Raw genomic sequence first — 13,806 nt, forward strand, 5'->3', positions numbered from 1 at the left:
ACGTCAGGAGGGATCTTCGCTAACAGACATTTTTAGCCTCACCCGAAGATCCCTCCTGTCGTCGGGATGACAAAAACACCGGGATGACACTAAAACAACAGGGAAACAGAAATCGAGAAAATCTAAAAATGTAGTGTGATGCGTGAGTATGCCTTTTACGTCTATATCGTAACCAACCCCGAAAAAACGGTGCTGTACACGGGTATGACAAACGATTTAATCAGAAGGCTACAAGAGCACTACGAGTCGAGAGGGCAGCCGGAGAAATTTGCGGGTAAGTATTACTGTCATCAGCTGATTTATTGGGAGCAGCATCAGTACGTGCTCAACGCGATCGCTCGAGAAAAGGAGATCAAGGGTTGGCGGAGGGAGAAAAAAGTGGAATTGATCAATTCAATTAATCCCGAATGGTGCTTTTTGAATGATGAAATTCAGGGATGAAAAGAGGTATTACCATCCCGAGGATGTTTTGTCATTCTGCGGCTTTTCTGTCATCCCGACGATAGGAGGGATCTTCGCTAGTAGGCATTTTTCAGCCTCACCCGAAGATCCCTCCTATCGTCGGGATGACAAAAAAACGCGGAATGAAAGAAACAATAAAAATAAGCTTACGTATTTAACACACGTTCACATGAAAAATCGCCTTTTTACGGCTCTTTTTGTACTATTCAGTCTGGTTTTACACCAAGCCAGTGTTGCCCAAACCACACTGACAAACCCAGTCCTGACGGGTTTTTATCCTGACCCGAGCATTGTGCGGGTGGGACCCGATTATTATTCCGTTCATTCTACGTTTTCCTATTTCCCCGGTTTGCCGATTATGCACAGCCGGGACCTGAAAAACTGGAAGCAGATTGGCAATGTGATCAACCGACCTTCGCAAATGGAGTTTATGGGCGAGCGGATGACGCGTGGTCTGTTTGCTCCAGCCATCACGTATTACAAAGGGACGTACTACGTAACGTGTACGGATATTGATCATGATGGAAATTTTGTTGTAACGTCAAAAAATCCGGGGGGACCTTACAGCGATCCGGTGAAAATTCCGCAGGTAAAAGGAATTGACCCCTCCATTTATTTCGACGAAGAAACCGACAAAGCTTACATCATTTACAACAGCGATGCACCCGATCGTAAACCGCTCTATTCGGGCCACCGCACCATCCGAATGTATGCGTTCGACTATAAGAATCTGACCGTGCTGGGCGAAGAAAAACAGTTGGTCAATGGGGGTGTAGACCTCTCAAAAAAGCCGGTTTGGATCGAAGGACCCCATATTTTGAAGCATAACGGCTGGTATATCCTTTATGCGGCCGAAGGCGGAACCTCTGTCAATCACTCGCAGGTGGCATTGCGCAGCAAAGATATTTGGGGGCCTTATGTCCCGTTTGACGGCAATCCGGTGCTGACGCAACGGGAATTACCAGCCGACCGACCCAACCCGATCACATCGGCCGGTCACGCTCAGTTTATCGAAGGGCCCGATGGTAACTGGTATTCAATTTTTCTGGCTGTACGTCCTTACGAAGGCGATTATTATAATACAGGCCGCGAAATGTTCATTGCTCCGCTGACGTGGGTAAACGATTGGCCGATGATCGAACACGGCGAGAAAGCCATTCAATACCAATACAAAACCAACATCAAAGAGGTAAAGCAGAAAGGAGCTTTACCGCAAAACGGCAACTTCGCGTATACGATGACGTTCGACAAAGGGCTTGATCTGTCGATGCTTTTTTTGAGAACGGTGGATAGCAGTTCGTTTAAAACCTCAAAAGCAAATGGGCTTACGCTTACACTCAAACCGGAAACAATTTCAGAAGCAGGAAATCCTTCGTTTGTGGGTAAGCGTCAACAACATTTAACGAGCACCGCCGAAACCGAAGTGAACTTTTCGCCAAAAACGGATAATGAAAAAGCGGGTTTGGTGATTTTTCAGGACGAACGCCATTTCTACTTCGCGGCAAAATCAAAAAGCGGAGGCAAAGACGTTATTCAGTTGTTCAAGAGCAAAGACAAAGCCCTGGAATTAGTAACTGAAGTTCCGTTAACGTCATCTGCTGCTAGAGTGGATTTTAAAATACAGTCAGACGGTGCCTTGTACAGCTTCTACTACTCGACCGATGGCAAAAAATGGAACTTGCTGAAAGACCAGGTGGACGGCAAGTTTTTGAGCACCAAAGCGGCCAATAGCTTCATTGGCTGTGTGTATGGCCTATATGCTACGTCGTCAGGCGAAAAATCCGAGAATTCGGCTTCGTTTAAGTACCTGACATACAAAGGCGACGACCCGATGTATAAGAAGTAAGCGTTGCCTTCTTTCTGCTGTGTCGAAGGGGGGTCGTCATCCCGCGTCTTTTTTGTCATCCCGACGTTAGGAGGGATCTTCGCTAATAGCCAAAAACGCCTGCTACCGAAGATCCCTCCTGCGTCGGGATGACAAAAGCCGCGGGATGACAAAAAAAAACAACGTTACCCATGAAAACGAACCTATTCCATATCGCCTTTCTGCTCCTGACCAGCCTTTCCGCGTTGGCTCAGATGCAACCGTTTGCCTTGCAGGAGGTGAAGCTGACGGGTGGGCCGTTTAAAAATGCGCAGGATGTTGACCTGAAATACATTCTGGCGCTGAACCCGGATAAACTGCTGGCCCCGTATCTGATTGATGCCGGACTGCCCCTGAAAGCGCAACGCTATGGCAACTGGGAAAGCTCGGGTCTGGATGGTCATATCGGCGGGCATTACCTGTCGGCGCTGGCCATGATGTATTCCTCGACCGGTGAGCCCGAACTGAAAAAACGTCTGGACTACATGATCGATCAACTGGCGAAATGTCAGGCGAAGAATGGCAATGGGTACGTTGGCGGCATTCCGCAGGGACAAGTGTTTTGGGAACGGATTCACAAAGGCGATATCGACGGTAGCAGCTTTGGCCTGAACAACACATGGGTACCGCTCTACAACATTCACAAACTGTTTGCGGGCTTGCGCGATGCCTATGAGTACGCTGGCAATAAACAGGCAAAGCAGGTATTGATTGGCCTGGGCGACTGGTTCGTTGACCTGATCAAACCGCTGTCCGACGAGCAGATTCAGCAGGTGTTACGTACTGAACATGGCGGCATCAACGAAACCTTCGCCGATCTGTACATCCTGACGAACGATAAAAAGTACCTCGAAACGGCGCAGCGGATTTCGCACCGGGCTATCCTGAATCCACTGCTGGCGAAGCAGGACAAGCTGACGGGACTCCATGCCAATACGCAGATTCCGAAGGTGATCGGGTTTGAGAAAATCGCCACTTTAACGGGCAAAACTGACTGGTCAGATGCCGCGCTGTACTTCTGGCAAAACGTGTCGCAAACCCGCAGTGTGGCTTTTGGCGGCAACAGCGTCCGTGAGCATTTCAACCCCACAACCGATTTCAGCCAGGTATTATCATCGAATCAGGGGCCGGAAACCTGCAACTCGTTCAACATGCTTCGGCTGAGCAAAGCGCTCTTTCTGGATAAGAACGACGTCAGTTTTCTGGATTTCTACGAGCGGACGTTATACAACCACATCCTGTCGAGTCAGCATCCCGAGAAGGGCGGATTTGTGTATTTCACGCCCATTCGGCCCAACCATTACCGGGTCTATTCGCAACCCGAAACCAGCATGTGGTGCTGCGTGGGATCAGGTCTGGAAAACCACACCAAATACGGCGAGCTAATCTACAGCCATTCGACCAATGACCTCTATGTCAATCTGTTCATTCCATCGACGGTGAACTGGACAGACAGAAAGATCAAGCTTACCCAACGAACCGAATTTCCGTATCAGAACCAGTCTGAACTACTCGTGGAAATACCAAAACCACAGGCGTTTTCTATAAACATTCGTTACCCGAAATGGGCCGAAAATCTGGACGTGCTGGTGAACGGAAAAGCACAACCCGTTAGCGGCAAACCATCGGGTTACGTAGCCATTTCACGAAAGTGGAAATCGGGCGATAAAGTGACGGTTCGCTTTACGACCGTTACCCGCCTGGAACAGCTACCCGATGGGTCCAACTGGTCGGCGTTCGTCAATGGCCCGATTGTACTGGCCGCCAAAACATCGACGAAAGATCTGACCGGGCTTTTCGCCGATGACAGCCGCATGGGTCACGAAACGAAAGGCAAGCTCTACCCGCTCACCAATGCCTATGCGCTCGTGGGCGACCCGGCAACGTACCTGACAAAACTCAAACCCGAATCCCGGCTTCGTTTCGCGCTGGACACGCTGACGTTACAACCGTTTTACGAGGTACACGATGCTCGCTACCAGATGTACTTCCCGACGTTTACCAAAGCCGCTTTCGCCGAGCAACAGACCCGATTGAAACAGCAGGAAGCCGAAGTTCTGGCTCTGGAAGCCAACACCGTCGACAAGGTGAATTGTGGCGAGCAGCAGCCCGAAGTCGATCATCAGTACAAAGGCGAAAAAAGCGATTCGGGCTACGACGACGAGCGCTTCTGGCGACGTACCCGGTCGTATATCGCCTACCAATTGCAGAACAAAGGGCTGGCAGGTAGATACGTTGATATCACTGCTTTAGACGATATCAAGCCAGAGAATGTAAGCTTTTTAATTAATGAAAAGCCCGCCGAATTTCTTGTCAATCAGGGCAAAACGATTCGTTTAAAAGCGGACAGTAACGAGGTGATCACGTTGAAAATCGTGGCTCAAAATGGGAAGGCTACGCCCCGAATCAATCAGGTTAGACTTTTAATGAAGTAACAAATGGCTCAGTTAAAGAGGACTAGAAGAATGAATACTGCATATAAATGTGTCAAAATAACACTATTGGTGTTTTGGTGCGTACTAACCGCCCAGGCACAGTCTAATTTTAGCAGTAAAGTGATCGGCGTAGGCGTTGTGGTTGCCGACCTCGAACGCTCGCTTGATTTTTACGTGAAGGGCATCGGGATGGTCAAAACTGGCAACTTCACCATCAACGAAGATTTTGGGAAACGCTCCGGTCTGACCGATGGCGTAGCCACAAACGTAACCATACTAAAGCTCGAAAATAGCCCCGAAGCCACCGACTGGAAACTGATGAGCTTTGGCAGTAAAGCAGCGCACCCGAAGCCCAAAAAGATTCAGGACGATACGGGCATGCAGTACATCACCATCCAAGTAAAAGCCCTGCAACCCATCATCGACCGGCTGACGCAAATGAAAGTGCCGTTTCTGGGCAGCACGCCCACACCCCTGAATGATAAAGCGCACTTCGTGTTTGTGCAGGACCCCGACGGAAATTTTATAGAACTGATCGGCCCACTTAACTGATAGGGAAAATCTTGGGTCTGTTTATTTTTTGTCTTCCGGTTTTTGTCATCCCGACCGGTCCGCCGGTGCGGTCAGGAGGGATCTTCGGTAGCCGGCGTTTTTGGCTACTAGCGAAGATCCCTCCTGACCGCACCGGCGGACCGGTCGGGATGACAAAAACCAGGATGACAAAACGCAGAATACCAAAACCTCTTTACAATCAACTTCTTACATGAAAATTGCGCTTACTCGATCTGGTTTGGTGCTTGTGCTACTGCTATTTATCAGTAGCCTGCCTCGCTTTGGTGGGGTTACTGCCCAGGCACAGACTGCCCATAACCCAGTCATTTTTGCCGACGTACCCGATATGGCTATGATTCGAGTGGGCAACACCTACTATATGAGCAGCACCACCATGCACCTGAGTCCGGGGCTGCCCATCATGAAATCGAACGACCTGATCAACTGGAAGATGGCCGGCTACGCGTATGATACGCTGACGAGTGTAGATGCCATGAGCCTGAATAACGGCAAAAGCACCTACGGACGGGGTTCGTGGGCGAGTAGCCTCCGCTACCATAACGGCCTGTATTACGTGAGCACCTTCGCCCAGACCAGTGGCCGGACGCACATTTACACCACGAAAAACATCGAGAAAGGTCCGTGGAAAGAAGTCTCGTTCAAGCCATCGTACCACGATCACAGCCTGTTTTTCGATGATGATGGCCGAACGTACCTGATCTACGGCGCGGGCAAACTTCGGATTGTTGAACTGACAGCTGATGCTACAGGGGTGAAGCCCGGTACGGCTGAACAGGTGCTGATCGAAAACGCCAGTACACCATCGGGCACGGGTGGCGGTCTGCCTGCCGAGGGGTCGCAGTTGTTTAAGGTGAAAGGCAAGTATTACCTCTTCAACATTAGCTGGCCGCGTGGCGGTATGCGAACGGTGATCATTCACCGCGCCGACAAGATCACCGGTCCGTGGGAGGGGCGCGTGGCGTTGCAGGATATGGGAGTGGCGCAGGGCGGCCTGATCGACACACCAGATGGAAAATGGTATTCGTACCTATTCCGTGATTTTGGCGGGGTGGGCCGCATTCCGTACCTGGTGCCGGTACGCTGGGAAGACGGATGGCCGATACTGGGCGAAAATGGCAAAGTGCCCGAAACGCTCGACCTCCCCGCCAGCAAAGGCCTGATTCCGGGCATCGTACACTCTGACGAATTTATCCGCAGAAAAGGGGAGCCTGCCTTGCCGCTGGTCTGGCAGTGGAACCACAATCCCGATAACAGCCTCTGGTCGGTTTCGGAGCGGAAAGGCTACCTGCGCCTGAAAACCGGCCGTACCGACACCTCGTTTGTGATGGCCCGCAACACACTCACCCAGCGCACCATCGGGCCTGAATCGTCGGGTACAACATTGCTCGATGCGTCGAACCTGAAAGACGGTGATTTTGCGGGCTTGAGTCTGTTGCAGAAAAACTACGGGTTGGTAGGCGTGAAGGTCGAAAATGGGAACCGGTCTATTGTCATGGTTAATGCCAGTTCGGGGAAGGCGGTGGACGTGCAGCGGGTTCCGTTGACCCAGAAAACGGTCTACCTCAAAGCCGAATGCGATTTCAAGAACCGCAAAGACACCGCCCATTTCTACTACAGCCTCGACGGCAAAACGTGGACCACCATTGGTGACGCCCTGAAAATGCCGTACACCATTCCGCACTTTATGGGCTACCGTTTTGGCCTGTTCAATTATGCCAGTAGCCAGACAGGTGGTTTTGCCGACTTCGATTACTTCCGGATTGTAAACACAATTTCGGATTCAACTGAAAAGTAAAGGCCTGATTTATTCGCTCATTAACCTATTTTCAACACTATGAAAAAGAAAAAGTTAGCTGTTGTTGCGATGCTGTGCTTCTTTGCCCTGAATGCTTTTTCGCAGGACAAAAACTTTTACATTTTCCTTTGCTTCGGGCAGTCCAACATGGAGGGTAACGCCAAAATCGAGCCGCAGGACACCGTCAATGTGAATCCCCGTTTTCAGGTAATGGAGGCTCTTGATTGCCCAACTCTCAACCGAACGAAAGGGAATTGGTACACGGCCACTCCACCCTTATGCCGCTGCAAAACCGGGCTTACCCCCGCCGATTATTTTGGCCGGGAGCTGGTGGCCAACTTACCCGAAAAGGTACGGGTGGGCGTGATCAATGTGGCTGTTGGTGGCTGCAAGGTCGAGCTGTTCGATAAAGATCATTACGAGTCATACGTCACGACGGTGCCGGGCTGGATGAAAAATTTCATCAAGGAATACGATGGTAATCCATACGCCCGACTGGTCGAGATGGCGAAACTGGCGCAGAAAGACGGGGTTATCAAAGGCATTCTGCTGCATCAGGGCGAGTCGAACACCAATGACACGCTCTGGACGAAAAAGGTAAAGGTCGTGTACGATAACCTGATGAACGACCTGGATCTGAAACCCAAAAAGGTACCGTTATTAGCTGGTGAAACGGTCAATGCTGATCAGGGGGGCATCTGTGCGAGCATGAACAATATCATTGCCACCCTCCCGCAAACGATCAAAAACGCGCACGTAATTTCATCTGCTGGCTGTACCGATTCGGCTGATAATCTGCATTTCAACGCGGCAGGCTATCGGGAACTGGGCAAACGCTACGCCACGCAAATGCTGTCGCTGCTGGGTTATAAATCGAGTGCGACGAATTAGGCGGGGTGTAAGATAAGGCGATGCTTTTGTCTTCCGGTTTTTGTCATCCCGACCGGTCCGCCGGTGCGGTCAGGAGGGATCTCCGGTAAATGCAAAAAAAGTCTCCTACCGAAGATCCCTCCTACCGTCGGGATGACAAAAAAAGCGGAATGACAAAAAACACAAAAAAACGGCGTGACAAAAGCCTCGGAATTATCTTAAACCACAATAAAATGAACTGTTCTAATTCGCCAAAACTGGCCGATACAAAGCGATACGCACCCATGAAAGCACTAGCTCTGGCTGCCTTAGCCGGTTGGCTATTCGCTGTTCCATTAGTGTCCAACGCGCAGGAAATCATTTCATTATATACGGGTCCAGTGCCAAACTCCAAACCATCGGACGTGCAGGAGTCGGGGGTAGATCCGGGTATTTTGAAAGGAATTACCAAGCCCACACTGGAGTATTTTAAACCCGCGCCCGACAAGGCATCCGGGGCAGCTGTTATCATCATTCCTGGTGGCGGCTATGGTGTGGTCGTGTATCAGGGCGAGGGGATCAATATCGCAAAAGCTCTGGCCGAAAAAGGAGTGGCGGCTTTCATTCTGAAATATCGGTTGCCTAGTGACGCTATCATGCCCGACAAAAAAATAGGGCCGTTGCAGGATGCCCAACAGGCCATAAAACTGGTTCGTGATGGGGCCGCCAAGTGGGGTGTAGATCCGGCTAAAGTGGGCGTTATGGGCTTTTCAGCAGGTGGGCATTTGGCTTCGACTGCAGCTACGCATTTCGAGAAAGCCTATATCGACAATACCAGCAACACCAACTTGCGCCCTGATTTTCAGATTCTGATTTATCCAGTCATCAGTATGCGCGATAGCCTGACGCACGGTGGCTCGCATGACAATTTACTGGGCAAAAATCCATCGCGGCAGGACGTTGATCTGTTCTCCAATGAATTGCAGGTACGGGCCAACACACCCCCAACGTACCTGACCCACGCAGCCGATGATAAACTTGTTGACGTGGACAACAGCATTATCTATTTCGAAAAACTGAGACACCTGAACGTGCCCGTCGAAATGCACATCTACCCCAAAGGCGACCACGGCTTTATTTTCCGGCATCCCGGCTGGATGGAGCCGCTGTTTGCCTGGATGACCATCAATCAGTGGATTAAAAACTGAGTTTGACCATGACTAAGCCTTTCTTTATTCAACTTGTGTTTTTTGTGCTGACCAGCCTTTCCGGCTTTTCACAATCGACACCGCCACAACCCGTTGGGCCGCTGCCCAATGCCAACCAGTTGCGTTGGCAAAAAATGGAATATTACGCCTTTATCCATTTTTCGATCAACACCTATACCGACATGGCCTGGGGGCTGGGTAACGAAGACCCGAAGCTGTTTAATCCGACGAAACTGGATTGTCGGCAGTGGGCGCGTATCTGTAAAGAAGCTGGTATGAAAGGCATCATTTTTACGGCCAAACACCATAGTGGGTTCTGCCTGTGGCCCTCGAAATACACGGAGTATTCGGTGAAGAATGTGCCTTGGCGCAATGGGAAGGCCGATATCGTCCGCGAACTGGCCGATGCCTGCAAAGAATACGGCTTAAAATTTGGCGTCTACCTGTCGCCCTGGGATAGAAACCATGCCGACTACGGCAAGCCGGAGTATATCACCTACTTCCGCAACCAGCTGACGGAACTGTTGACCAATTACGGCGACATTTTTGAAGTCTGGTACGATGGAGCAAACGGCGGGTCAGGCTATTATGGCGGAGCCAACGAAACCCGTAAGATCGACGCTAAAACGTATTATGACTGGGCCAATACTTACAAACTCGTTCGGAAACTCCAGCCCAACATCGTGATCTGGAACGACGGGGGCGACCGCGCCGACCTGCGCTGGGTGGGAACCGAAGCCGGGTACGTTGGTGAAACCAACTGGAGTCTGTTGAACGCTACCGGCGACGTACCCGAAGAACAACTGCGCCACGGTGTCGAAAATGGCAATGCATGGGTGCCGGGCGAAGTAAACACGTCGATTCGGCCGGAGTGGTTTTACCACGAGCGCGAAGACCGGAAAGTGAAAACGCTTCCCCAATTAATGGATACCTATTATAACTCCATTGGTCGGAACGGGACGTTGCTGCTCAATTTTCCGATCATGCCGAACGGGCTGATCAATGAATTGGATGAAAAAGCCGTGCAGGCATTCGCTAAAGCGAGAAACGAAGCGTTCGCGGTGAATCTGGCCAAAAACGCAACGGCGACGGCTTCACAGGTACGTGGTAAAAACGCGGCTTATGCTGCCAATAAAGCCATTGATGCCGATCTGGATAGTTATTGGGCAACGGATGATGCCGTTCGTAACGCATCACTGACGTTGACTTTCAATAAACCTACAGCGTTCAACCGCTTTCTGGTGCAGGAGCCCATACGCCTGGGGCAGCGGGTGAAGTCGTTTACGGTGGAAGCACTCGTCGATGGCAACTGGAAAGAGATTGCCAGAGAAACGACCATCGGCTACAAACGTATTCTGCGGTTTCCAACCGTCGAAGCAACGCAATTGCGCCTGACCATTCTGGACGCTAAAGGCAGCCCATTGATCTCGAATCTCGACGTGTACAAAGCCCCGCTGATTCTGACTCCCCCCATGATCACTCGCAATCAGGCCGGGGATATTCAGATCAAAGCCGGTGACACAGAGTCTGAACTTTATTACACGCTCGATGGCAGCACGCCAACCGCAGCCTCTGCCAAATACACCGCTCCGGTGAAAACCGGCAATGGTAAAGTTGACCTGAAGGCGATTACTTACAATCCGTTCACCAAACAGAGCAGTGTACTCAGCGAAGAAAAGTTTGACGTCGCCCGTAGCGCCTGGAAAATCCTGAGTACGGAGTCGAAGTCGGCGTATCAGGCTTTAGATGGAAACCCAGGTACGTCCTGGCATCAGGATAAAAGCCAGACGATGCCTGCCGATCTGATCATTGATCTGGGGAAAGAGGAAAATCTTACTGGTTTTCGCTACCTGCCTGCCCAAAACTGGTGGGAAGAGGCCAGCATCATTACCCACTATGAATTTGAGGTGTCGACCGATAACAAAACCTGGAAGCGGGTCAGTGAAGGCGAGTTTTCAAACATCAAAAACAGCCCGTTCTGGCAAACCAAACCGTTTGCACCGATCCGCGCCCGATACATTAAACTGCGGGCATTGAAAAACACGCAGGACGGTTCCGCGTCAGGCTACGCGGAAGTGGATGTTGTTACCCAGTGAGTGAGTCTCTTTTGCGATCCAGTGTTTGTCATCCCGACGGCAGGAGGGATCTTCGGTAACTGCTAAAAAAAGCCTCCTACCGAAGATCCCTCCTGCCGTCGGGATGACATAAAACAAATACCCCTAAACCCTAATAAACCATGAACCAACAATCAGTACGTCGACTATGGGTTTGCTTGGCCTTATTCTGCCTGTATAACGGGGCACTGGCCCAGCCGCCCCGTGGTCCGCTGGTGGTGTCGCCACAGGTGAACGCCGACAAAACCGTCACGTTCCGGTATCAGGCTCCGCAGGCGAAAGCGGTGGAGCTGAGTGCGCAGTTTGAAAAAGCGCCCGTGCCCATGACCAAAGATGCACAGGGCATCTGGAGCGCAACGGTAGGCCCCGTCAAACCCGATATCTATCCGTACAACTTTCGGGTAGATGGCGTATCGGTGATGGATCCAGCCAATGTCGCGTTTTTTCCTAACGAGCGGTTCAAAGCCAGCCTGGTCGACGTGCCCGGCGACACGCCCCTGATCCACGCCATGCGCGATGTACCCCACGGGTCGATCAACTACGAATACTATCCGTCGATGGAAGGCACAACGGGCTCTGTGGTCGTGTATACGCCACCGGGCTACGACCAGTCGCCAACCAAAAAATACCCGGTGTATTACCTTATTAGTGGCACGACCGATACCGAAGAGACCTTTTTTAAGGTGGGTAAAACCAACCTGATTCTGGACAATCTGCTGGCCGAAGGCAAGGTGAAACCGATGATCATCGTGATGCCTTACGGCAACATCGCGGCCCGCGTCGCTGAGCAAAAGGGAGGTACAAAACCCGCCGACCCGACTGTGCGGGATGGGGCCGATGCCGTAAAACGCGCCAACGATTTCACAACAGATCTGGTGAGTAACGTGATTCCGTACGTCGAGAAAAACTACCGGGCTATAGCTAATCGGGAGAACCGGGCCATCGGTGGGTTTTCGCGAGGAGGTGGGCAAACGCTTCGGGCGGCCTTCAGCAACATGGACAAATTTGCATGGGTGTGCGCCTACAGTTCCTACCTGTCGCCCCAGGAGATAGATAGTAATTTCAGCCAGATCGTGGCCAAGCCTGAGCAAACCAACAAGCAACTCAAACTGCTCTGGGTGAGCGTGGGTAGCGACGATTTTCTGTACAAAGGCACAGTGGAGTTTATGGATTACCTGAAGGCGAAAAAAGTGAACTACAAAAGCCTGATCACCGGCGGGGGGCATACCTGGATGAACGTCAAAACGTATGTTGCCGCCACTACACCACTGCTATTCCAACAATAACCGGCTACGCCCATGAAACGCATTTTATATAGTTTTCTGGCAGTTTTTGTTTCGGGTATTGCTGTGTTGGCGCAGCAACGCCCGCCAGCCATCAGTTCGCCCGACGTGCACGCCGATCACAGCATCACGTTCCGGTATTTTTCCCGAAACGCGAAAAAGGTGATGGTTTCCGGTGAGTTTCTGGCGGCCCCTGTCTCCATGACCAAAGACACGTCGGGCATCTGGAGCGTGACGGTGCCCCCGGTGAAACCCGACATTTACCCGTACAGCTTTATGGTCGATAGTGTGTCACTGGCCGACCCGAGCAACACGTATATCTTCGCTAACGAACGCTTTAAACGGAGCATTGTGGACGTACCCGGCGATCAGCCGCTGGTGCATTCGTTGCAGAACGTCCCCCACGGTAAAATCAGCTACCGCTATTACAAGTCGGGTACGTTGGGCACGACTCGACAACTGCTGGTATACACACCACCGGGTTTCAACGCCAATGGCAAAACGAAATACCCGGTGCTATACCTGATTCACGGCGGCTCCGACACCGAAGAAACCTGGACAAAAGTTGGCCGCGCTAACCTGATCGCCGATAACCTCATCGCGCAGGGAAAAGCCAAGCCCATGCTCATCGTGATGCCATACGGCAACGTCCGCCCCGCGCCGATGCCCGAGTTTACCAAAGACATGGTCAGCGACATCGTGCCGTTTATCGAAGCTAATTACCCGGTCATAAAAGAGAGCAAAGGCCGGGCCGTGGCGGGTTTCTCGGTCGGTGGCGGGCAGACGCTGAACATCGGCCTGACCAATCCAGCCACCTTCGCCTATGTGTGCTCGTATGCGCCGTATACGGCTACGGATGAGTTTAAAACGAACTTTTCGAACTGGTCGCCCGATGCAGCTAAGCTCAACAGCCAACTGAAACTATTCACCATCAGCGTGGGTACGGAGGATTTTCTGTACGAGCCCGTGAAGCAAAACATTGCGATGTTTACCGAAAAGAAAATCAAGGTCGAACCGCTAATTGTACCCGGCGGGCACACCTGGATGAACTGCAAACTATACCTCGCCAATACGTTGCCGAAGCTGTTCAAGTGAGTGCGTTTTTTATCATTCCGTGTTTTTGTCATCCCGTTTTTGTCATCCCGACGCAGGAGGGATCTTCGGTAGCCGGATATTTTCAGCCTCACCCGAAGATCCCTCCTGCGTCGGGGTGACAAAAACGG

At 51.3% G+C, this 13,806-nt stretch carries 10 protein-coding genes; all 10 read left to right on the top strand.

The features are described 5' to 3' along the window. Positions 1–138 precede the first annotated feature (138 nt). Positions 139–441: a GIY-YIG nuclease family protein gene (locus tag CWM47_RS18480; RefSeq protein WP_100989705.1), complete on the top strand. Its 303-nt coding sequence runs from the start codon at positions 139–141 to the stop codon at positions 439–441. A 190-nt stretch (positions 442–631) separates the two neighbouring features. Then, entirely contained in the window at positions 632–2,308 is a 1,677-nt protein-coding gene (locus CWM47_RS18485; protein ID WP_240625333.1) for a glycoside hydrolase family 43 protein, read from the top strand. A 170-nt stretch (positions 2,309–2,478) separates the two neighbouring features. Continuing rightward, positions 2,479–4,761, top strand: a complete 2,283-nt coding sequence (locus tag CWM47_RS18490; protein WP_100989706.1) for a glycoside hydrolase family 127 protein — start codon at positions 2,479–2,481, stop codon at positions 4,759–4,761. 30 nt (positions 4,762–4,791) lie between these two features. Continuing rightward, positions 4,792–5,313 (top strand): VOC family protein, encoded by a 522-nt coding sequence (locus CWM47_RS18495; RefSeq protein WP_100989707.1) that lies wholly within the window; start codon positions 4,792–4,794, stop codon positions 5,311–5,313. Positions 5,314–5,524: 211 nt separating this feature from the next. Further along, positions 5,525–7,129 (top strand): glycoside hydrolase family 43 protein, encoded by a 1,605-nt coding sequence (locus tag CWM47_RS18500; protein WP_100989708.1) that lies wholly within the window; start codon positions 5,525–5,527, stop codon positions 7,127–7,129. Between the two features lie 39 nt (positions 7,130–7,168). Then, positions 7,169–8,020: a sialate O-acetylesterase gene (locus tag CWM47_RS18505; protein ID WP_100989709.1), complete on the top strand. Its 852-nt coding sequence runs from the start codon at positions 7,169–7,171 to the stop codon at positions 8,018–8,020. 263 nt (positions 8,021–8,283) lie between these two features. Beyond that, the gene (locus CWM47_RS18510) at positions 8,284–9,186 is read left to right on the top strand and encodes an alpha/beta hydrolase (protein ID WP_100993939.1); all 903 of its coding nucleotides are present in this window, start codon (positions 8,284–8,286) and stop codon (positions 9,184–9,186) included. 8 nt (positions 9,187–9,194) lie between these two features. Beyond that, positions 9,195–11,282 carry an alpha-L-fucosidase gene (locus tag CWM47_RS18515; RefSeq protein WP_100989710.1) on the top strand — a complete coding sequence of 696 codons (2,088 nt, stop codon included), beginning with the start codon at positions 9,195–9,197 and terminating at the stop codon, positions 11,280–11,282. Between the two features lie 140 nt (positions 11,283–11,422). Next, a complete protein-coding gene (locus tag CWM47_RS18520; RefSeq protein WP_100989711.1) occupies positions 11,423–12,586 on the top strand; it encodes an esterase in 1,164 nt (387 codons plus the stop codon). Positions 12,587–12,598: 12 nt separating this feature from the next. Then, complete coding sequence (locus CWM47_RS18525) at positions 12,599–13,678, top strand: esterase (protein ID WP_100989712.1); 1,080 nt, start codon at positions 12,599–12,601, stop codon at positions 13,676–13,678. The last annotated feature ends 128 nt before the right edge of the window (positions 13,679–13,806 follow it).

The organism is Spirosoma pollinicola (assembly GCF_002831565.1).
Lineage (GTDB): Bacteria > Bacteroidota > Bacteroidia > Cytophagales > Spirosomataceae > Spirosoma > Spirosoma pollinicola.